This is a genomic window from Dethiosulfovibrio salsuginis (assembly GCF_900177735.1).
Classification (GTDB): domain Bacteria; phylum Synergistota; class Synergistia; order Synergistales; family Dethiosulfovibrionaceae; genus Dethiosulfovibrio; species Dethiosulfovibrio salsuginis.
The window spans coordinates 47,464-69,961 of record NZ_FXBB01000009.1; the positions used below are offsets into that span (position 1 = coordinate 47,464).

The following is a 22,498-nucleotide window of genomic DNA, read 5'->3' on the forward strand; positions in this document are numbered from 1 at the left end:
AAAAAGGAGGCAGACCGATAAAGATGAAGACAGATATAGTAGCCATCCTCCGCAAAGGGGGAGACAACTTTGTGTCAGGTCAGACCATATGCGACCAGCTTCAGGTCAGTAGAACCGCCGTATGGAAACACATAAACCAGCTGAAAGACGACGGATACATAATAGAGTCGATCCCTAAAAAAGGTTATCGGATAACCGTCTATCCCGACAGGATAACCGAGTACGAGATATCCCCCTGGCTTAACACCGTGGAGCTCGGCCGTAACCTGGTCCACCGTCACACCGTGGACTCCACCAACATCTTGGCGAAAGGGTTAGCCAGAGAGGGCTGTCCCGATGGGACGGTGGTAACCGCAGAACATCAGACCTCCGGAAGAGGTCGAAGCGGAAGGCGTTGGACCTCGATTCAGGAGGGCGCCGTCCAGATGTCCATAGTTCTCAGGCCCCATGTCTCTCCCGCAAAGGCTCCCTCTATAACCCAGATAGGAGCCGCCTCGATCGCCTTGGCACTGGAATCTCTGGGGGTATCTCCGAGGATAAAGTGGCCCAACGACGTTCTGATATCGGGGAAAAAGGTCTGCGGCATCCTCACCGAGATGAGCTGCGAGCTGGATCATATTCACTTTATAGTCATGGGTATAGGCATAAACGTTAACGTCCGATCCTTCCCGGAGGAGATCTCCTCCGTCGCCACATCATTGGCCCTGGAGGGACAGGACAACCTGAACAGGGCGAGGCTCGCCGCCGATGTACTGAACCGCATGGAACCTCTATACCGATCGTTCCTCCAGGGAGACAGCGAGCCTTTTCTATCGGTGTGCAGGAGGCTTTCCTGGCTGAGGGATAAATCAATATCCTTCAGCCGTAACGGAGAGCCTCTAAGTGGAGTCGCCGGGGATATCGACGATCAAGGCAGGCTTGAGGTTATCTTTCCCGACGGGACAAGGGACTATCTTCTGTCCGGAGAGGTCCACATAGGGAGCATTTAGCCCACGGCGATATCCTTAGCCGAGGCAGCCTCTTCAGGGGAGAGAAGGCTTTCAGGGGAGAGGACGAGCACCATTCTCTCCCCTTCAGACTCGGTCCTCGCGACCTTGGAGACGAAGTCTCTCGCCTTGCCCAGCTCTTTCATAGAGAGAGGAGGCTCGCTTATCCTGGAAAGAGGCACCTCGGAAACACCGGTAACGTCGTCGACCATAAGGCCTAGGAGCCCCTGGGACATCTCGACAACCAGGATCCTTCCGTCCTCAGAGGCGGGTTCATCCAACCCCATACCGAGCCTTTTTCTGAGGCTGACCGCGGGGATTACCTCTCCCCGAAGGTCCAGAACTCCCTCGACGAAATCGGGCATACCGGGAACTTTGGAAAGGTTGCCGACCCGGTTGATCTCCCTTATCTTCTTTATGGGCAGCCCGAAGGGCTGCTCGGAGACCCTGAAGACCACGAATGTCTCGTATCCAGCGACGGATGATTCGTCCTTCCTGTCGGAGTCCTCATCGGAGGCTATGTCCCTCAATCTGTCTCTGTCCACCAGGCCGTCTTTATCTAGCACAGTGACTATCTCGTCACTGTGGTTGACTATGGCACATACCGCCTGATGGCCCGACTCTCCCCTCACAACCGCAGGAGGGTCACTGACCTCCGATAGAGGAACCTGAAGGACCTCTCTGATGGCGTCGGCGACGAAGCCTATCTTGAAATCTCCGTAGTCCGCAACCAGTATCTTGGCCCTTTCGGGGTCCATATCTCCCGGCCGACGAAGCCGCTCCCTGAGGTTGACCACAGGCAAAATCGCCCCTCTAACCTGGAGTACTCCCTCGACGAAAGGCGGGGAGTCAGGTATAGAGACAGGCTCCTGATAACGGAGGATCTCTCTGACCTCCTCAAGCCGGAAGCCGTAGGTGTCTCCACCGAGGTCGAAAGTGACTATCCTCATAATATCCAGAGAAGATCGATCCCGTCGATCCTCCTCTTTTCCTCTGGCGATCTGGCTGATAATCTCCCTGTCGACCGATAGAATCGACTGGGCGTTCAGGAATATAACCAGCCTCTCGCCGTGACGGACGACCCCCCGGACGGCACTTCTGTCCAGACCGGCGTTTGAGTCCAGTTCCCTCAAGTCACCTGTATCAAGCTCGGCTACCTGGGACGCCGAATCCACCATAACCCCGGCGGTAAGGCCGTCGATGACAAGTATAAGTATCTCCGACCTGTCTTTTCTTTCCTCCGTTCCACCGAGCCTCACCGCCAGGTCCACCACAGGGATAACGTCTCCTCGGAGGTTTATTATGCCTCTGACGTGCTTCGACGCCATAGGAAGAGGAGTTATCTCCGGTCTGGAGATAATCTCCTTTACGTTCTCCAGAGGCAGGGCAAAGTGTTTCTCGTCCAGGACAAACTCTACACAGCTCTTCTTCGCAGTCATGTTCGGCCCCCCTTTTCAAAATCACTACTGATCCACTATACACATTTTACGCCTTTTTTGCCACACGCCACCTCTCTGAAGCGATCGACATAGGCATATCTACCTACTTTACTCACCAATCTTTTTCTGATATGGTGATTTAGCTGATTATGGAGAAATAGCCGGAAAAGAGCTGTTGCCGTTGAAGTTAAGACACCAGACCAGATCGTTGATTTTCACCTCCACCGCTGGGCTCATATTGGTGGCGGTGCTTCTGATAGCCAGTATCCACTCCTCGAGGTTCAGGTCTCTGGAGAAACGGATAACCCAGGAGGCCTTTGAGTGTTCTATATCCTCCGCCAGAAACGCCAGAGAGGCCCAGGCCAGGATCAACTCCGACTGGGCTTGGTGGGATGCGTCCTATCGCTTCGTAACCGAAGGCGACAGCAACTACCTGAAAGAGCACGTCCCTCCAGAGCTGCTCTGGGAAAATCGACTCTACTTCGCCGCCATAGTCGACAGAGATCTGTCCATTAAATGGGGTGCGACTTTAGGCCATAAATACCCCGAGATAGGCCCTTTGACGGAAGAACAGGTACAGGTCGTCATGGATATAGTCCGAATGAACCCCATCCCAAAAGGCCAGGTTCTGTCGGGCTACACCGTTTTATCCGGCGATATAACCGTCGCCATAACCGTCGGAGAGATCCTCAAAAACGATAAATCCGGCCCCTCGGGAGGGTGGTTTCTGCTGGCTTCCAGGCCAGGACACAGCTGGTTTGGGCCGTCAGGACACATAAGGATAACCTCTGGCTCTACAGGGCACGCACCTCAGCCTCTGACCATCTTCGGCGGGAAAACGATAGTGAGCCGACAGTTGCCTGGTTTTAAGTCTTTAGAACCGGCTATCCTGACGGTAATAAGGCCTGCGGCGATGATAGAGGCAGGTAATAAGCTTATCCAGATGAGCATCTTCGCCCTCATTCTCTCCGGCGCTATCATAGGTATAGCGACCTACTCGTGGATAACAAGGAAGTTTATAAATCGAATCGAATTCCTTAAGAGGCAGATAAACATAGAGGATCCAAGCCCCTTAAGGGACTCGGGAGACGACGAGATAGGAGACCTGTGCCTCGCCTTCAACGATCTCCTCAATATGTTAAAGCGACAGGGAGAGATCCACAGGCTCGAATCCCTCCAAGACCCTCTCACAGGGCTGGCAAACCGAAGGCTTCTCGACGAAAAGCTCCACCAGGCTATAGCCTACGGGAAAGGCTCCATCGCCCTCATAATGGTGGACCTAGACGGATTCAAAGGGGTCAACGACTCTCTTGGCCACTCCGTAGGGGACGAGTTGCTGAGACAGGTGGGAGATAGGTTTAACTCCCTCGTAGGAGACAAAGACACCATCGCCAGAATAGGGGGAGACGAGTTTGCCGTCCTCGCGGAGAAAATAGGGGATGAGGAGAACGCCTTAACCCTGTGCAGGAGGATAAGGGGGATACTGCTCCAGCCTTTCAGCATAGACAACTCGTCCCTACAGATATCCGCCAGTCTGGGAGTCGCCCTTTATCCAAAGGACGGGGAGGACAGAATGTCCCTTTTCGACGCTGCGGACTCGGCTATGTACCGTGCCAAAAGGACCGGGGCTGGCCTAGTGCCCTACGATCCATCACTAGACGGCATCGCCCCCGAAACCATAAGGATAGACGAGAGCATCAAAGAGTCCATTGAGAAAGGACTCATAGAACCTATTTACGAAAAGGAGTTCTACCTTGACGACCAAATGACCGTAAGGTCCTACGTCATACGGCCTTACTGCTCCCAAATCCCCTTTTCCGATCTGAAGCAAAGGTCCAGGATAAACGGCACGGCAGCGGCTATAGACCTGATGACACTGAGAAAGGCCCTGAGGGAGAGAAAGGACGATCTTCTAGGACTGGATATGTCGGTGTGGCACCTCTGGAACGAGGGTCTCCCCCTCGCCCTTTCAGGTATGCTGAGAGACGAGGGCTTCGATCCATCCAGGCTAGAGCTGTCCTTCGATATAGGTTGCATGGAGAGCCATAGAGACCGATGTCTGATGATGATGAATAGGCTATCGTCCTGCGGGGTCTCCCTATCGATCAGGGAGTTTGGCCAACATTACGTCCCTATCAGCGACATAAAAGAACTCAAGCTCAAATCGATAAAAATACCCGCCAGACTGATCGGTGTTGCCGGGCAGGACCAACCGATGGACCACCTTGTTCAGACCATGGTTACCTTAGCGACAAAATTGAACTTAGAGGCCATCGTGACCGATCTTGAACCCTACGAGGATATCGATAGGATCAGGGAGATGGGCTTTACCGCAGCCCATATGGCGGACAGGACGCTTGACAGGGCCTTTGCCGGTGATATAGTGAACAGGTAAGGACAAAAAACACAAGAGGAGGCGGAATTATGGCAGGATATTCTGAACCCTACGATGCGCTGGACGAGAAGACCAGGGATATTTCCCGGGCCATCACCAGTCTGAAGGAGGAACTGGAAGCAGTGGACTACTACAACCAGAGAGTTGCCACGTCCACCGACCCTCAGCTTAAATCCATCATGGCCCACAACAGGGACGAGGAAATCGAGCACGCCTGTATGACCATCGAGTGGCTTCGTCGCAACATGGACAAGTGGGATAAAGAGCTAAAGGACTACCTCTTCACCGAAGGCGACATAACCGCGCTGGAAGAGGGAAGTGGCGGCGAGGGAGCTAGCTCTACATCCTCAAGCCTGGGAATTGGCAAGCTCCGCTGATATAGAGGGAGGGTAAAAGATGGATCTTCTAAAACGCTCTTTAGCACCTATAACCCAGGAAGCATGGGATGAAATAGACGGCCAGGCGATAAACGTCCTCAAGGGCAGCCTGTCCGCCCGCAAGGTAGTCGACGTAAAAGGCCCCTACGGATGGGATTTCCACGGTTGGCCTATGGGAAGGCTGTCGGTCTCCGACTCCCCCTTCGTCGAGGGAACGGAACACGGAATCCGCAAGATCCAGCCCCTCGTGGAGGTAAGGGTTCCCTTCTCCATCGACCGCTGGGACTTAGACGACATAAGCAGAGGCAGTAAGACCACCGATCTCTCCGCCCTGGAGGACGCCGCCAGAAAGCTGGCTCTCTTCGAAGAAAAGGCCGTATACACCGGAATGGACTCGGGCTGCATCACTGGAATAGCTGGAGCAGCGGAGGGAGAGTCGATCCCAATTCCCGGGGACGATGAGGGACTGGTACAGGCCATAGCCCAGGCGGCGATGGTCCTCAAGGACCGCTCCGTAGAGGGTCCCTACTGTCTCGTCTGCCAAAAAGACCTCTGGAAGAGGATAATGACCGTCTCCAAAGGTTACCCCCTCAAGAAGAGGTTAGAGGCTCTGGCGGAGCAGATAGTCCTATCTCCCATGGTAGACCGCTCCTTCCTCATATCCACCAGAGGAGGAGACCTGGAGCTGGTACTGGGACAGGACATCTCCATCGGTTACTCCGGCACCTCCCAGGGAAAGGTCGACCTTTTCCTGACCGAATCATTCACCTTTTCGGTGCCTGGACCGGAGGCAATCGTAACCCTGGACCTGTAATATCCCAAGCACCTTAAGCAGGGAGGAAGCGAATTCGCTTCCTCCCTGTTCTTTTCGGAAAGGAAGTAGATCTAAGTTGAGCATGACGATACAGGAGATCCTAGACCTACCCTCTATGAAGGGCCTAAAGATAATAGCCGGGGGAAGCTGCATTAACTCCAGACAGGTCAGAAGCGTCACCGTTCTGGACGCTCCCGACGCTTACTCTTGGGTGAGGGAAGGTGATCTCATAGTGAGCTCTGGATATATCTTCAGAGACTCTCCAGAGCTGTTGATCGACCTCATAGAGAAATTGGCTGAGATCCGGTCGGCGGGGTTGGGGATAAAGACCGACCGATACATAAAGGAAGTCTCTCCCAGAGTATTGGACCTGGCCGACGAATTAGGCCTACCTCTGATCCACGTTCCCAACCACTTCGCCTTCGCCGATATAATCCATCCGGTCCTGTCGGAGATAGTCAACCGACAGGCCAGACTCCTTAGATATTCGGAGACCGTCCGTCATTCCTTTTTCGATCTGTCGGTGAACGGAGCGGACCTCCAGGCCATACTTGAGAACCTGGAGAACTTCACCCACAAACCTTTCGGTTTCGTAGACACTCTGACAGGAGAGAGGTATTTTTTCGGTGACTCGAAAAAACTCAAAGCCAGCTTTGAATCCCAATCCCTTCGAGATGCCTTAAAGGCGGGAATATCCGATACCATATCCCTAAACGGGAAAATTTTCGGCTATCTGACTTTTGACTGCTCCGCCGATGAACTGGAGGAGAAAAACTGCGAAATCCCCATAACCCAGGCAAAAGGCGCCATACTCCTCTATATGCAAAGACGGATAGCGGAGATACAGGCGGAAAGCAGATACCGTAACGAGTTCGTCCAGGACATCCTTATCCACAACCTTCGGTTTGAGGGAGAGGTCTGGAACAGGGCAAAAATGTTCGGCTGGAACCTACAGGGCTCCCACTGTGTCGCCGTAATGGACATAGATAACTACAAACACCAGTTCGAGAAAAAAAGCGGAGAGTCCGATTTTCTCCCGGTTCTCGAGGGGACTAAAAAGCGGATATACAGCATATGCAAGACCTACATGGAAGGTTTTTTCGAGTCCATTCCCTACACGGAGATGAGCGACTCCATCTCCTTTATTATCCCCGTTTCAGACGGACTCCCCACGCTAAAGGAAAGGCTACAGCCTATGCTGAAGGAAATACAGAGATCCATCAAAGAGGACACCCACTTCTCAATAACCATAGGCATAGGCGGACAGAAAGAAAGCGTGTTCGAATGCCACGAAAGTTACGACGAAGCCAGAAAGGCCCTGGAGACGGTGAGAGCCGCCGCAGGGGGAAATCGGGTTGTATTCTGGAAAGACCTAGGTGCCTATAAGCTACTGGGCTCTCTATACGACACCGAGGCTGGGCACTCTTTTTATCGAGAGTACATAGGCCCTTTGATAGACCACGACAAGAGGAGAAAGTCGGAGCTCTTGAGAACCCTTAAGGCCATGGTCAGGAACAACTGGCAGATGAAAGCCGCCGCTCAAGACCTATCGGTCCATTACAGCACCCTAAAGTATCGCTACGCAAAAATATGCGACATACTGGAATTCGATCCAGAGGACAGCGAACAGAGGCTGAACTTGGCTCTGTCCTTAAAACTATACCTGATGAACCAAGACCTTGAGGAATATTGATCACAGCGGACAACACTCCCCTTGCTCTTGGGTGCTATTTAGCTCTTAGCGACCTAAATAGCGATGTTTTTTAGCCTACCGAAGACGATGATAATACCCTCCCTAAGCTCTATCATATGAGCCATCCAGGATATTCCCGGGAACCTGGATAAACCGAGGAGGAGGGATTCATCGTGCCAGCGGAAGTCTTAAAAATAGCCAACAGTGGGGTGGTATGGGCAATAGCTGTGGCTATAGTGCTAATAGCGTTGGTTCAGTCTTTATTGTATATTCGCCTGGCTTTCAGAACCGCCGACGAAATAGGATTCTCAAAGGATCTATGCGTCAAGGGGCTCAGATCGGGTGCAATCTCGGCCATAGGCCCATCCATCGCGGTCTTTATCGTCATGGTTGGAATGATGTCGGTTGTAGGGGCCCCTATTACGTGGCTAAGGCTTTCCATCATAGGGGCAGCACCGACCGAGTTGACCGCCGCGACCGTCGGTGCTCAGGCATACGGGGTTGAGTTCGGTTCAGCTTCCTACGATCTCAATGCCCTTGCCACTTCATGGTGGACGATGACCATCAACGGGGTTGGCTGGCTGATCTTCGTCGGCCTGTTCACCCATAAGCTTGAATCTCTCAGGGAAAAAGTAGGCGGAGGGGACACAAAATGGCTAGCGATCCTATCCGGTGCCGCTTCTCTAGGGTGCTTCGGATTTCTGAACGCAGGTAACATAAAAACGGGAATAGAGCAACTCTCGGCGTCAACCCATATAGAGGGGGCAGGGGGCCCGCTATACGCCGCCATAGGTGGATTGATATCCATGATGATACTGCTCAAGGTAGCCGACAAGGTCACGTGGCTTAAAGAATACACCCTCGGCATCGCTATGCTAATAGGCATGGCCTTCGCCGTGGTCATGGTATAGGAGGTCAACGGAATGAGCGACAAGAATTTATTCGACTCCCTCTGGAGAGGACCGGCTATCAGGATAGGCCGTTTCACCGTACTTCTGACCGCCGCTTTGACCTTCCTCCCCTGCGTCTACCTTTATCTATCCCACGGAGCGTTCCCTTCCATGGCGGTAGCTATGAAAAGTTGGGCAATGATAGCCTCTATATTCGGAGCGTTCTACATCGTGGAGCCTGTCTCCTATTATCCGATCTTGGGATTGACAGGAACCTATATATCGTTCCTCACGGGAAACATAGGGAACCTAAGAGTCCCCTGTTCCGCTGTGGCCCAGGATGTAGTAGGGGTCGACCCAGGGACTCCAGAGGCGGAGATCATCTCGACCCTAGGGCTTACAGGATCGGTGGTTACCAACCTGTTTTTCGTGACTCTAGCGGCGTTAGCCGGAACGGCCCTTCTGGCGGCGTTCCCTCCTGCTATAGCCCTGGCATTTAAAAAGTACACCGTAGCGGCCATATTCGGGGCGGTTTTCGGACAGTTCGCCCTTAAGTATCCCGTTCTGGCAATACCAGGAATAGCCATACCTCTCGGACTTTACTGGAGCGGAATCGGCTTTTTCACCCAGACCTGGGTGGTCATAGTCACCTCCATTTTCGGGACCATAGCTATAGGCAGACTCCTCTACGTGAAGAAATTCATATAGAGAGGGAGAAAGGGGTATCAGAATGAGGGAAGATATACGGCGATCTATAATAGACTTTGTGGAAGGTAACTCCGATAAAATCCTGGATTTCACCTCCAGGCTTATAAAGACAAAATCGGTCAACCCTCCAGGAGACGAAAGGGAGGTCGCCGAGATAGCCGCCAGGGAAATACGGTCTCTAGGGCTGGAATGCGAAATTCTGGACCACGGCGATAACTATCGAAGCGTGGTAACAACTGTAGGAAAATCCAGGGAGATAAAGGGCATCATGCTCAACGGCCACCTGGACACCGTCCCTCCAGGGGAGATAACCTGGGACAGGGATCCTTTCTCCGGCGATATAGAGGGAGGCTTCATATACGGCAGAGGATCCTCCGATATGAAAGCAGGGGACGCCGCCATGACCTACGCAGCGGCCGCTCTGGCCGCCTCGGGAGTTGAGCTTAAAGGGCCTCTAATGCTGGCCCTATCTTCCAGCGAGGAGACCATCAGCAAAGGGGCTAGAGCCATCGCCTCGTCGGAGGCCATCAAAGACATAGGCACCGTTCTCATAGCGGAGCCCACCAATCTGGACGTCTACACCGCCGAGAAGGGCTGCTTCTGGATAACCGTCACAGCCAAGGGCAAAACCGCCCACGGATCGATGCCTCACTGTGGGGTAAACGCTTTGGAGGGACTTTGCGATTTCCTGTGGAAACTCCGGTCCAGATGGACCGATTTTCAAAACTCGCCCCATCCAGATCTAGGCCCCTCAACCGCCAGCGTCAACTTAATGTCCAGCGGAGTGGGCACCAACGTAATACCGGACCTGGCCACCGCCAGCGTGGACATAAGGACCGTTCCAGGCCAGGACCACCAGGAACTCCTGAAGGAGATGACCGGCTGGGCTCTCAAACTTGAACAGGAGCGACCGGGACTCAAGATTTCCATCACCGTCCTGAACGACCGGGCTCCCTACGAGATAGACAAGGAGCATCCGTCGGTGAATTCATTGGTGTCTCAGGTAGAGGGCTTGCTATCGGTGACACCGAACAAGAAGGCGGTAGCCTTCTACACCGATGCATCCATCTTCGGCCCCTTCTGCGGCCTGCCGGTGATAATCTTCGGGCCAGGGGACCCCACGATGGCCCACCAGCCCAACGAAAGGTCCGACACAGCCTCCATCGTTGAGGCGGCTAAGTTGATAGCCCTGTGGGCTGCGGAGGAACTGAGCTAAAGCTAGCAGCAAAAGAGAGGCGGCCAGAGGCCGCCTCTCTCTTCTATATGTCCCTTTTATAAACCAGCTCTCCGTCGATGAAGGTCATCTCCACATGGGAGTCAAAGTCGAGAGGATGGCCGCTCCATAACACCAGGTCTCCGTCTTTTCCCTCGTCGATGGATCCCACTCTGTGGCCTATCCCCAGATGCTCTGCGGCACTGAGGGTAATGGCCCTCATGGCGGTTTTAGCCCCAAGACCGGCCTTGACGGCGAGGGCAGTCTCAAGGATCAGGTCCGATATAGGTATGACAGGGTGATCGGTTATTATGCAGAAATGGATTCCCTGCCTTTCCAGGGCAACCGGGAGCTCCCAGCTTCTGTTTACCAGCTCCATCTTCCTTCGAGAGGTGTTCAGAGGTCCGATGGCCGCTTTAACCGACTTCTCCGCTAAGAATTCCTCGATCAGATGGCCTTCGGTGCAGTGCTCGATCGTATAGGGAACCTTAAACTCCTCGGCAACCCTGATGGCGGTGCATATATCATCGGCCCTGTGGGCGTGGACGCTTAAGGGTATTTTGCCCTCCACGACTAAGGCCATCTGTTCCATCGCCAGATCCCTCTTGAAGAACTTGCCCTCTTTTTCCTTTTCGGTCCTCTCGGCAACGTAGGATTGGGCGTCCGAAAGGGCTTTCCTGAGACAAGCGGCACAGCCCATCCTGGTAGATGGAAGGCCACTCTTGCCCTGAAAAACCCTGATAGGATTCTCTCCCAACGCCGCTTTCATCGAGGACGGGGCCACTATGACCATTTTATCCGCCACATTCCCAACGGTCTTTATGATAACTCCGGTACCACCGACCACGTCGGCACTGCCGGGCAAGGTCTGGACCGTGGTTACCCCGCCCATTCGGGCATCCTCAAATCCCGGATCTCCTGGATAGAGGGAATCCACTATCCGAAGCTCCGGCAACACCGACGCCGATTTATCGTTGTGGTCGTAGAACTCCGCAGGGGCCCCCTCGGTGGATACTCCCAGATGGGTGTGAGCGTCTACGAGGCCCGGGGACAGGAATTTGCCCCGCCCATCGATGACCTCCGCTCCATTGGGGATCTCCACCGCCCCGACGGAGTGGATCTTTCCGTCTTTCAGAATAACAGTAGCACCGGAAAGCTCCTCCCCGGACACCGTAACAACCGTAGCGTTTATAATCGCCTTTATCATGCAAAATCCACCTTTCACCCTAAAGCCCCTTAAAAAATGTGCTATTTCAGGATATATTCCAGACAGGTCCTGACACCGAAGGAGCTAGCTCCCTTGCCGTAGCAGTCGAACTCTTTGTCGTAGAAGTCCACTCCCGCTATATCCAGATGGGCCCAGGGGATTTCCGCCTTGACGAACTCTTTGAGGAACATTCCGGCGGTTATGGCACCTCCTCCGGCTCCACCGGAGTTAAGCAAATCCGCCACAGGGGAGTCTATCTGCTCCCTTAGCTTATCGTCGTCCATGGTGAATCGGTGGTATCTCTCCCCAGCTCTGCGACCGGAGTCGATTATCTCCTGGCTTAGTTCATCGTTATCGGAGAAAACACCGGCGGTGTAGTTTCCAAGGGCCGTTGCCACCGCACCGGTGAGGGTGGCCATGTCGACTAAGCAATCCACGTCAAGCTCGGAGGCGTAGGACAGGGTATCCGCCAGGGTTACCCGCCCCTCGGCATCGGTGTTGACTATCTCTATTGTCTTGCCGTTTCTGGCCCGAACTATGTCGTCTGGGCGATAGGCCGCACCGTCGGGCATATTCTCCACCGCACCGACTATGCCGTGAACCTCCACGTCGGGCTTGAGGACCGAGACAGCCTCCATGATGGCTAGGACGTTACAGGCACCGGTCTTATCGCACTTCATGGTCCTGATACCCTCTCGGCCCTTTATGCACAGCCCTCCGCTGTCGAAGGTCACGCCCTTTCCGACGAACGCCAACTTCTTTCTAGGCGTTCCAGCCGGACGGTAGACCATATGTATAAACCTAGGAGGGTTCTGGGAGCCTTTGCCTACGTGCCACAGGGCGGACATCCGCTCCTCCTGGATCTTGACCTCATCCCAAACCACGCATTCCAGGCCGCCCTCTTTAGCTATCCTCTGGGCCTCCTCCGCCATAGTCTGAGGGGTTATGTCGTTGCCAGGCCTATTGGCCAGATCTCTGGAGACCACCTGAGCATGACCGAGGACCTTGCCTCTCGCAAGACCCGATTCGACGCCGTCTTTAAGACATACTCTATCCACCGAGACGGAGATATCGCCATCTTTAGGCTGACGATAACCGTCGAAACGATAGTTTCCGAGCACCGCCCCCTCAGCCACGGCGGAGCTTATGGCTTCGTCGGGACCCACCGGCAGTACAACCGCCAGATCGGAGATTCCTAGCCTGCCGACCTTCCTTACCAGATCGGCCACGGCGTTACGGTAGGTCGAGGGACAGACCTTACCTTCATCACCTAACCCAACCAGAAAGAGATCTTGCACCTCACCCTCCATGGGATAGCGAAAGAACTCCCCTCTTTTGCCTTTAGCCCTGAATAGGTCAAAAGCCCTCGTAGACGCCCCCTCCAGCACCGAAAGGGGCTCTACCCCTGCAAAACATAGGACTCCTACCGCCTTGCACGAGACGTTTCCGGAAAAACTCGTCAAATCCATAAAAGGTCACCTCCGAAATATGTATCCAATTATATATCCAGTATAGCATCGAAAGCCCCTAAAAAAGGCCCCCTGAGGGGGCCTTTTTTAGGACCTCTACTTATCCATCCATACGACGGAAAGATCGGTGATGTAGTCTCCCATAGAGGGAAGATAGACGTTTTTGGCCTTCTCGTTGTGGACAAGGCTGGTGGTGTAGTGGAAGAGGAAAAGCCAAGGTGCATCGTCCACTATCTGCTGCTCCGCCTTATGATAGAGCTCGACTCTCTTGTCCCAGTTCGTCTCCGAACGGGCGTCCCTCAGCAACTGATCGACCTGAGGATTAACATATCGGGAGTAGTTCCCTTTGGAGCCTATGTTGGACGAATCGAGAAGCACGAAAAGGAAGTTATCAGGGTCGGGATAGTCGACAACCCACGCCATACGGAACATCTCGAACTCTCCTCTGGAGCAGGCATCCAGATGGGTTCCCCAGTCCTGAACCTTGAGGTTCAGTTTTATACCGAGATCGGCGACCTGAGCCTGGATGGCCTCGGCGATAGATCTATGTCTGGGGTTGTTGTTGTACATAAGGGTAAGCTCGACTCCATCGGGATAGCCGGCCTCTTTAAGGAGCTCTTTGGCCTTTGCAGCATCAAAAGAGTATCCTCTAAGATCTGGGTTATAACCGGGCATACCAGGAGGCAGAATCCCAGCGGCGGGGCCGTAGCGACCGTTTATGACCAGCTCGCTGATGGCCTCTCTGTTGACAGCGTAGTTGAGCGCCTGGCGTAGCTTTTTGTTGCTCTTAAAGGGCTCTTCGGCGTTGTTAAAACCGTAGTAGTAGGTTCCCATATGGGGACGTTCCTGGAAAAGACCGCCTTCGGAGTAGTTTTCCTTGATCTCCTCGTAGAACTCGTCGGGGACGTCCTGGAGTATGCCTATATTTCCCTTTTTGAACTCAAGGTATGCGACGCTGTTGTCGGGGATAACCCTGTAGACTATCTCGTCAAGATAGGGAAGGGAATTCCCGGCGGCGTCTTTCTTCCAGTAGTCCGGGTTCTTTACGAGGATCATCTCGTTGTCGTGATCCCACTTTTTAAGCATAAAGGGACCGGTTCCTACAGGATGGAAGTTGAAATCCTTGCCCCACTTCTCCGCGTCCTCTCTGGGAACGACGGCAAAAGCGTTGTAGGCCAGGATCGACAGGAAAGGGGCGAAAGGATAATCTAAGGTAAATCGAAGGGTGTAGTCGTCGACGACCTCTACGCCTTCCCAGTGGTCGACCTTACCGTCGGAGAAGTCCTTGTAGCCCTTGATCTGCTCGACGAAGTAGGCTCTAGGAGAGTTTTCCTTGACCAGTCTCTCGAAGGTATACTTGAAGTCGTGAGCGGTGACCTCTCTGCCACCGCTGAGGGTAGGCTCGCCCTCGCAAGTCTTCTGGAAGGTAACTCCTTTACGAAGATGGAAGGTCCATACTGTGGCGTCGTCGTTGGCGTCCCAGCTTTCGGCTAACTCAGGAAGAACTCCCTCTCCGTCGGGGTGATACCCCACCAATCCCTGAAAAACCATGTTCAGGGTACGGCTGGACGTGGTGTCGGTTGAAAAAGCTGGATCCATCTTAGGGGGATCGTTCACAAGCCTCCACACCAACGAACCGCCGTAAACCGGTCCATCCGCCGCAAACGCGGCCCCTGCGACGCATATGGATAGCGCCGCAACGAGAGCTGCTGCCCTACAGAGCTTCTTCATTCGCAAGTGCACCTCCTGTAAAATTGCCCCAGATTGTTTGTATACCTAGGAAACGGACGAGGCTTATCCGTTCACTATTTCATCTTACCACATCGGTCAACTGTATGGAACAAAAAAAACTATCGAATGGCAAGACTCCTGTTGTGAAGGTATAATAGGATGGTCCATCCTGTTTTGAGATGGAAAAAAGCAAGAGGAGGATTTTTTGATGCAGAGCGTTACCGATCTACTTCTTCACAACCCCTTCATACAGGGTCTTGTCCTGGGACTGGCCATCGCGCTGATATTCTGGCTTCAGGGGATAGCTAAAAACAGCAAGCTAAACAAAGAGGTATCCCGCCTCAGGGAAGGTATGAGTGCCCAGATATCCACCGCCGCCCAAAACAACGCCCTATACATCAAGGAAAACGAGGATATGAAGAAGAAACTGGCGACAATGGAGATGACTTTGTCGACTTTGTCCCAAAAGCCTAAAAGGGCGGAGCTTAAGACTCTCTACGTCTACGACAAGGCCATCCACCTCATGTACGCCAGAACCCCGGGATTCGCCACCGCCTGGGAAAGCGTCCTGAGGGAGGCGGAGCAGGAGATCGCCAAATCGGAGTCCGGGTTTATCCCCCTGATGAAGAAAGTTTTCCACCCCTCTCTGTCGGCGAAAACCGAACCAGATGAGACCGTCGTAGAGGCGGAGCCGGAACACAGCACTAACTGAGCCCCCAGAGGGAGACAGGAGGAGGGGGTAACCCCTCCTCCTGTCTTTTTATCAACGAAAAAGAGGAGGTGTTATTTTTGAAATTGTTAGTTCTCTCGACATTACTAATCTCCCTATGTACCCCTCTCTCCGGTACATCCGAGGCCCAGGGAATAGCCCTTCCATGGAAAAAAGAGCACGTCGACGCCCTCAGGGTCTTCCAGTTTCTGAACTATATCGATTTCGGCCTTGCGGAGGCCATAGAGACCGAGGACTCCCTGGTTTTAGCGAGACAATACGACACCCTAGCCAGCAACTTAGACCTGGCCATAGTCAGGGACGAGCAGGTCATAAGGGTTATAGAATCCCTCGGTAGACAGGTAGACAGGACCGAGACCAACAGACTGACACAACAGGTAGAGCAGATCTTCTCATCCAGGCTTTTCGAGGCAATATACAGATCGACGACCCCTACTGTGTCCACGGAAAAGGCGATACTGTCCAGAGTTCCTCTGATGGGCGCTCCTTGGTACGACTACCGAAGACACCGCCCCATATACACCGACAAAATGAGGGGCAAAATAGCCCTTACCGACGGCCAGTTAAGGGAGCTAACGGAGATAAGAAAGGACATGCTCAGGATCTCCTGGGAGCTTTTCGGAAAATACGACGTAGGTAAAAGCGAGAGACTGACAGAGAGGGAGATGGACCGGTTTGTAGCGGTGATAGCAGAAGATGACCCAGCGCTCAGAGCAAGGCAACTGAAAAGGCTTCTACAGGATCAGCCTGCCTTCGACTCGTTCCCTCCCTTTTGGTTCTACTCCGGAATGGCGGAACTCGAAGGAGATGGAGACAGGGGATACGCCTCTACGTGCATGGATAAATACGGCTCCTCCTACCGAGATATCTTTAAAAAAGACCCTCTGCTGGCGATGGCCGCGACGGCCAGGCTCTCTTTAACCCCAAAGAACAACAGAGTGCAGAGACTTAGAAACCTCGACCAGGTGAAAAGCAACTGCGCCGCCTCTGACTGGCAATATTACCTGCTGGCGGCGGTTGTCCAGGGAGAGATGGGGATTATCCACCAGGCCAGGGAGGACCTCCAGAGAAACATAGATAACGGCCACCAGATATCCCTGTGTACCAGGGCACTAGCCTCTATACTATACTCCGCCAGAGACATAAGGGGATTCGGTTCTATCATGTCAAAAGCCATTGAGTCTCCGAAGGTAAAAACCGGCGATATTCTGTCTATGGCGTCCCAATGTGATTCTCCAAAGTGCAAGGAATGGCTCAAAGAGGAGATATTCAGGATGAGTCTTACCGTCGCAGGGGTGGAGGAAAAATGCGTACGGCTGGAGGTCCCCGAAGGGTGGATAGACTTCCCCTGCTCTATGGACGTATCAGTTCAATGGTCCGACGATGAGCCAGGATGGACGGCCTCCCTTCCCTCGACGGCCTTGGCGGTCCTTCCAAAGGGCAAAGAAGACGAAGAAAACAGGTTGCTGGAGACCCCCGCCCTCGAGAAGGACCCAGGGTTGCCGGAGAGGCTAACAGCTACGATAGAGCACCCTTTGTTTACGATACAGACAGGATGGGAGCTAAATCCACCGGAAGAGGGTATGACCAGGGATATCCTTATCGGCCTAGGACGGGCCTTCCCTTTCTATCGTCCTGAGGCAGGAAGTTATAGGCTCATTTGGTTCTCCGTTGGAAACGGCCCCATCCACCGATACGAACCGGAGCCCGAGGCCAGAGAGACTATCCAAGAGGAACCTGCAAAAGAAGAACAAACAGAGACAGAGGAACCAGAGCTACCGCAGGAAGAGCCCCTATCGGAGGATAAGGGGCCGTCTCCAGAGCGAGGAGACGACCCTTTATCGGAAGATCACATCACTTAAACCAACGGTCGTAAAGGGCTTTTCTGTTGGAGACCACGACCTTGTCCACCAGCGTCTTCAGGTCTTTCGACCCTTTAGGGAGGACCACTCCGTATCGCTCGGTGGTTATCATACCGTCGATAGCCACCAGTTCGGGGTGGTCCCTCTCCGCCGTTATCACTACAGTGGCGTCGGACAGGGTTCCATCGACCTTTCCGTCCAGAAGGGCCTGAACGGTCTGAGCGGGGGTCTCAAACACCAAGGTCTGGGCGGACAGGTCGGACTTTGCCGAGTCATAGCCGGTGGAGCCAGCCATTACCGCCAAGGTCTTGCCCTCCAGGTCCAGAGGGTTGTCGTATCCCGATTCCCGCCTTACCAGCAGCTTCTGGCCGGTGTAGAAATACCACTGGGAGAAGTCACAGGCCCTCGCCCTGCTCTCCTTTATGGTAATTATCGATATGGCCATATCGAAGCGGCTCCAGGGATAGCTGCTGTACCAGGAAAGGGCTATAAGGCCATCCCAGGGAACCCTCACGAACCGGACCTTGACCCCTATTTCCTCCGCTATAAGCCTCCCTAGATCGACGTCCAAGCCCACCAGCTCGCCGTCTTTTTCGAAGAAAAAAGGCTCGCACTCGAAGTCCGCTACAGCGACCACAAGCTCCCCTTTTTTGATTATCTCCTCCAGCTTGTCCACCGCACCCAGAGAAGGTGAGGCGCAAAGTATCGACAGGATCACGACGGACAACAGGACTCTACCTAAACGAACGAACTTCATAACACATCAAACTCCTTCCCTACTACCACTTTAGACCGGCGATAAAGATCACTAGGATGCACACAGGAGCTATAAACCGAAGTATGAACATCCAGAGTTTTTTATGCCTGAAGGGAACAGCACCGCCACCGGTTATACCGTCGAACCCGGCGGAATAGGCCACCCAGCCGATAAATACGGCGGTGAGAAACCCTCCTGCTGGCATCAGCAGGTTGGAGGCGAAGAAGTCGGCGGCATCCAAAAAGGAGACACCGAAGACGTTTATGGTCACAGCCCCTTGGGACAGAGCCGACGGTATGCCTACGACTGAGATAAGCACCCCCAGCAGAATAGTGGCCTTCTTTCTGTCCCAACCTAAGCTATCGATCATGTAGGAGACTACCACCTCAAGAAGGGACACCGAGGAGGTCAGTGCGGCGAAGAAAAACAGCACGAAAAAGGAGGCCGCCCACAGCACTCCGCCGGGCATCTTGGCGAAAACCACGGGCAAAGTGATAAATGTCAGCCCAGCCCCCGCTCCTGGCTCCATGCCGAAGGCGAAGAGAGAGGGGAATATTATGAGCCCCGCCATAAGGGAGATCATAAAGGTCAGAAAGCATATCTGAAGGCTGGCCTTCGGGATATCGGTCTTATCGGGCAGGTAGCTTCCGTATATGACCATGGCCCCTATCCCCAAAGATAGCGAAAAGAAAGCCTGCCCCATGGCGGAGAGGACCACCTCGCCGGAGAGCTTAGAGAAATCGGGCTTCAGGAAAAACACCACTCCCTCCATAGCCCCTGGCAGCGTCAAGGCCCTGCCTATCAACAGTATCATGAGTATAAAAAGGGCGGGCATACAGAAGGTACATAGCCTCTCTATACCGCCGCTGACCCCCCTGAAGACCACTATGACAGTGGCAGCCATAAACAGCCCCTGATAAAACAGCATCTGCTTACCGTCGGAGATAAAGGCCTCGAATATCTTGGCTACCTCTCCAGAACCACTGGTAGAGATCAATCCAGTGAAGGACTTGAGCACGTAGGCCATGGTCCAGCCACCGATGACGCCGTAGTAGGACAGTATGACGAAAGCCGCAATCACGCCGATCCATCCCACCAGCCCCCAGTGTTTTCCCCCCAATCTGCGAAACGACCCTACGGCGTTAAGCCTTCCCTTTTTGCCTATTACGATCTCCGCCATCATAAGGGATATGCCTATGGTGAACACCAAAAAGAGATAGACAAGGACGAACACCGCACCGCCGGACTGTCCGGTGATGTACGGGAAACGCCAGATACTCCCCAGACCTATGGCCGACCCAGCCGCCGCCAGAATAAAGCCTATCTTGCTGCTCCATTCCCCTCTGCTTGACTCTGCTTTCATGAGAACCTCCTTAGTCTGAATAAAGTTTCAGGATAGACTACTCAGACTCAGTTTATCATGAAAAAAGCAGAAAACATAAAAGAACAAAAATACAAAATAAATAAAATAGACAGAAATATCTTTATTCCCAAAGAATCACTGGATCAGGAAGAGAACAAGGTATTGGAGAAAGAAGAAACCCACCGTGGCGTAGCCGTAAAAATCGACCTTAAAGGGCAACACAGAAACCCCGTCTTCGTAGCTCCTGCCCTCTCGCTCCAGACTCCGCCTCACCCCCGATGCGGTGTACTCCTTTCCGTAGGCCTCGGAGTTCCCGAAGATCAGGCTTATCCCGTAGCCCAAAAGAAGGGTCAGCACACCTCCGACGGCGGGATTCCACAGCCAGCTCAATCCCATAGCCCTTGATATCCATAGACATCCCAAAGTTCCCAGGACAAAACCCGAGGCGACGCCTCTATCGTTGGCCCTCACGGTGAACATAGCCAGAAGAAAAGCCCCACAGGCGGGACCGGAAAAATAGGATATATACTTGCCCACTACATCGAGAACCGACCTCACGGTGCCACCGAATCCCACTAGGACGAAAAACACCACGGCCACGCCGAAGAAGGCCGCCACAGCCATGGTGACCCTCAAAGAGGCGGGACCGGAGTCTTTTTTGAGATTTTTTTCGTAAACGTCTTTGATGAACACCGTGGTCATAGAGTTGAGCAAAGAGTCGACGCTGGACATGGCGGCGGCCAGGGTCCCCGATATGACCAGTCCGACGACGCCGACAGGGAGGTTTTCCAGTATGAAGGTAATCATCACGTCGTTGGCGTTAGAAAAGGGCCTACCGTCGAAGAATCTCCACAGAAGAAGCCCTACCAGCAAGGAGATAAAATAGATTACGCTCATAAAAAAAGCACTGGTCATAAAAGACAGTTTAAGCCCTCTCATGGACTTAGAGGTCAGAACCCTCTGTATCTGGACCTGATCGAAGCAAAAATACCGGACCCACATAAAAGTCCCTCCGATTAGGGAGGCCCAGAAGGTATTGGTATCGCCTAGGTCAAAGCTGAAGTTCAAAACCTTCATCTTTCCCCCCTCCCGAGCGACCTGGAGGGTCTCGAAAAACCCCATGTCCATCCCCTTCAGCCCGACGTAGATCACCGCGAAAAGCCCTCCCCATAGGACCAGCATCTGAGCAAAGTCGGTCCATATAACAGCTTTTATTCCCCCCATCACCGTATAGACGATGGATACCGCCACGATCACCGGAACCAGGACGACAAGATCCATGCCTGTGAGCCTCTGGAGTATCAGAGCGGGAATAAAGACCATAGAGCTGACCTGTATCAGCGAGTTTACGAAAAACTGGGCAACCGCCAATCCTCTGCTGAGAGGCCCCAACCTGCTCCCCATATACTCGTATATGGAGGTCACCTTAAGGGCGTAGAAGACGGGGGTGGTGACGGAGAGGGCGAAAAAAACCGCCAGAGGTACGGTTGCGTTGACCATAAAAGGGGCCAGCCCAGAGCCGTAGGCCCATCCAGGGGCCCCGATAAAGGAGTTGGCGCTGATCATAGTAGCAGCCACCGACAGGGACACAGGCAGCCAGGGCATAGACCGACCGGCCAGAAGAAAGTCCTCCTGATCCTCGTTTCCCCTTCCACAGAGATACCCAAGCCCTAGCACCGCCATCAGGTACACGCACACCACAGATAAATCCAACGAAGACACAATACATTCCTCCTTTTAGTTTAGATCATTGTCGTTGACAGAACTGACTTTTCGGCGTAGACTCTTCGAAACCGGTATCGGGACCGGTTTCGAAGAGAGCCACAAAGAAACACGGCCATGCAGTACAATCTCGATGGGAAGACAAAACACGAGGAGATGACTGATATGTCCGTGACCATAAACCACATAGCTATAGCAGCGAAAGTATCTAAATCGGTGGTATCCAAGGTTATCAACGAAAGGCCCGACGTAGCACCGGAGACAAGGGAAGCGGTCCTAAAGGTGATAAAGGACCTAGGCTATGTCCCCAGCAACAAGGCTCGCAACCTGTCTCTAGGCATAAACAAAGACATCGCTGTGGTCCTTCCGTCGGACAACTCGGTCTACCGAAACCTGCTGTTCTCCCTCTACCGGATACTATCCCCAAAAGGCTACGACCTCTCCTTCCATATAACCGACCACGACGGAGACAGGGAGACGGAGATACTTAGGTCCATAAGGGCCAACAGGCTCATGGGGCTGATCTACTTCATAGACCCCGACGGGGGACATTACAGGGAGAAAGTCATAGCGGGGCTTAACATTCCATCGGTGATACTGGGAGACGGACCGGGGTTCTCCGGTATGGACAGGGTTCTATGCCCCGAATCTGAGATGACCCAGGCCATGGCGGAGATAATCGCCGCACACCGAGGTCGTACCCTATTTCTGTCGATGCCCGAATCCAAAGAGTACCAGAGGAGGAGAAACGACCTTGTAAAGCTCTCCCTAGGTAAAGCGGGATGTCCCCTAAAGGATATCACGTTTTGCCCTGGATCGCAGGTGTCGGACGAAGAAGGATACGCCCTTATGGAAAAATTTTACGATCCTCGACATACCCTCATCTGCTCCCTGAGCAACGTCTACACCAAGGGGGTCTTCCGATTTCTGAGGGACAGAGGACAGCTTGAAAGGACCGCCAAGGTGATCACCCTAGGGGATGTATCCGATTTTGAGCACCAAATTCTGGGCTGCCGATCGATCTCCATGCCGGTGGATGTCTTAGCGGAGGAGGCGGCAAAGGCCCTGATAGACAGGACCGAAAAGCCCAAAGGGCAGCCTAAGGTAATACAGATCCCGCCGAGGATCTTATAGATCTACTA

18 protein-coding genes are annotated in these 22,498 nt (G+C 53.4%); 11 read left to right on the plus strand and 7 right to left on the minus strand.

Annotated features, from left to right (window positions below):
* The first annotated feature begins 23 nt into the window (after window positions 1-23).
* A complete protein-coding gene (locus tag B9Y55_RS04980) occupies window positions 24-989 on the plus strand; it encodes a biotin--[acetyl-CoA-carboxylase] ligase (RefSeq protein ID WP_085544268.1) in 966 nt (321 codons plus the stop codon).
* Here B9Y55_RS04980 and B9Y55_RS04985 read toward each other — a convergent pair.
* Complete coding sequence (locus tag B9Y55_RS04985; protein WP_085544269.1) at window positions 986-2,425, minus strand: chemotaxis protein CheW; 1,440 nt, start codon at window positions 2,423-2,425, stop codon at window positions 986-988. The genes B9Y55_RS04980 and B9Y55_RS04985 overlap by 4 nt on opposite strands.
* A gap of 181 nt (window positions 2,426-2,606) precedes the next feature.
* On the opposite strand from B9Y55_RS04985, the gene B9Y55_RS04990 reads away from it, so the two are divergent.
* From B9Y55_RS04990 to B9Y55_RS05020, 7 genes are all read left to right on the plus strand, one after another.
* Window positions 2,607-4,820 carry a sensor domain-containing diguanylate cyclase gene (locus tag B9Y55_RS04990; RefSeq protein ID WP_143340815.1) on the plus strand — a complete coding sequence of 738 codons (2,214 nt, stop codon included), beginning with the start codon at window positions 2,607-2,609 and terminating at the stop codon, window positions 4,818-4,820.
* 29 nt (window positions 4,821-4,849) lie between these two features.
* Window positions 4,850-5,197, plus strand: coding sequence for an encapsulin-associated ferritin-like protein (locus B9Y55_RS04995; protein WP_085544271.1), 348 nt, complete (start codon window positions 4,850-4,852; stop codon window positions 5,195-5,197).
* A 19-nt stretch (window positions 5,198-5,216) separates the two neighbouring features.
* Window positions 5,217-6,011 (plus strand): family 1 encapsulin nanocompartment shell protein, encoded by a 795-nt coding sequence (locus tag B9Y55_RS05000; protein ID WP_085544272.1) that lies wholly within the window; start codon window positions 5,217-5,219, stop codon window positions 6,009-6,011.
* Window positions 6,012-6,093: 82 nt separating this feature from the next.
* Window positions 6,094-7,704 carry a PucR family transcriptional regulator gene (locus B9Y55_RS05005; protein WP_234986137.1) on the plus strand — a complete coding sequence of 537 codons (1,611 nt, stop codon included), beginning with the start codon at window positions 6,094-6,096 and terminating at the stop codon, window positions 7,702-7,704.
* 173 nt (window positions 7,705-7,877) lie between these two features.
* On the plus strand, window positions 7,878-8,615 hold the full coding sequence (locus tag B9Y55_RS05010) for a DUF5058 family protein (protein WP_085544274.1): 738 nt from the start codon (window positions 7,878-7,880) through the stop codon (window positions 8,613-8,615).
* Between the two features lie 12 nt (window positions 8,616-8,627).
* Entirely contained in the window at window positions 8,628-9,302 is a 675-nt protein-coding gene (locus B9Y55_RS05015; RefSeq protein WP_085544275.1) for a hypothetical protein, read from the plus strand.
* Window positions 9,303-9,324: 22 nt separating this feature from the next.
* Window positions 9,325-10,518, plus strand: coding sequence for a M20 family metallopeptidase (locus B9Y55_RS05020; protein ID WP_085544276.1), 1,194 nt, complete (start codon window positions 9,325-9,327; stop codon window positions 10,516-10,518).
* A gap of 43 nt (window positions 10,519-10,561) precedes the next feature.
* Here B9Y55_RS05020 and B9Y55_RS05025 read toward each other — a convergent pair whose 3' ends face one another.
* The 3 genes from B9Y55_RS05025 to B9Y55_RS05035 form a co-directional block, all read right to left on the minus strand.
* Window positions 10,562-11,722, minus strand: coding sequence for an amidohydrolase (locus tag B9Y55_RS05025; RefSeq protein ID WP_085544277.1), 1,161 nt, complete (start codon window positions 11,720-11,722; stop codon window positions 10,562-10,564).
* Window positions 11,723-11,763: 41 nt separating this feature from the next.
* Entirely contained in the window at window positions 11,764-13,191 is a 1,428-nt protein-coding gene (locus tag B9Y55_RS05030) for a leucyl aminopeptidase family protein (RefSeq protein ID WP_085544278.1), read from the minus strand.
* 96 nt (window positions 13,192-13,287) lie between these two features.
* A complete protein-coding gene (locus B9Y55_RS05035; protein WP_085544279.1) occupies window positions 13,288-14,922 on the minus strand; it encodes an ABC transporter substrate-binding protein in 1,635 nt (544 codons plus the stop codon).
* A gap of 208 nt (window positions 14,923-15,130) precedes the next feature.
* Here B9Y55_RS05035 and B9Y55_RS05040 point away from each other — a divergent pair, with 208 nt between their 5' ends.
* Entirely contained in the window at window positions 15,131-15,634 is a 504-nt protein-coding gene (locus B9Y55_RS05040) for a hypothetical protein (RefSeq protein WP_085544280.1), read from the plus strand.
* Between the two features lie 77 nt (window positions 15,635-15,711).
* A complete protein-coding gene (locus tag B9Y55_RS05045) occupies window positions 15,712-17,514 on the plus strand; it encodes a hypothetical protein (protein WP_085544281.1) in 1,803 nt (600 codons plus the stop codon).
* On the opposite strand, the gene B9Y55_RS05050 is transcribed toward B9Y55_RS05045, so the two are convergent.
* The 3 genes from B9Y55_RS05050 to B9Y55_RS05060 form a co-directional block, all read right to left on the minus strand.
* A complete protein-coding gene (locus B9Y55_RS05050) occupies window positions 17,507-18,271 on the minus strand; it encodes an ABC transporter substrate-binding protein (RefSeq protein WP_085544282.1) in 765 nt (254 codons plus the stop codon). The genes B9Y55_RS05045 and B9Y55_RS05050 overlap by 8 nt on opposite strands.
* Window positions 18,272-18,293: 22 nt before the next feature.
* Window positions 18,294-19,634, minus strand: a complete 1,341-nt coding sequence (locus tag B9Y55_RS05055; RefSeq protein WP_085544283.1) for a sodium-dependent transporter — start codon at window positions 19,632-19,634, stop codon at window positions 18,294-18,296.
* Between the two features lie 135 nt (window positions 19,635-19,769).
* Entirely contained in the window at window positions 19,770-21,356 is a 1,587-nt protein-coding gene (locus tag B9Y55_RS05060) for a sodium:solute symporter family transporter (protein WP_200806624.1), read from the minus strand.
* A 165-nt stretch (window positions 21,357-21,521) separates the two neighbouring features.
* Between B9Y55_RS05060 and B9Y55_RS05065 the strand changes: the two genes are divergently transcribed.
* A complete protein-coding gene (locus B9Y55_RS05065; protein ID WP_159448238.1) occupies window positions 21,522-22,490 on the plus strand; it encodes a LacI family DNA-binding transcriptional regulator in 969 nt (322 codons plus the stop codon).
* The last annotated feature ends 8 nt before the right edge of the window (window positions 22,491-22,498 follow it).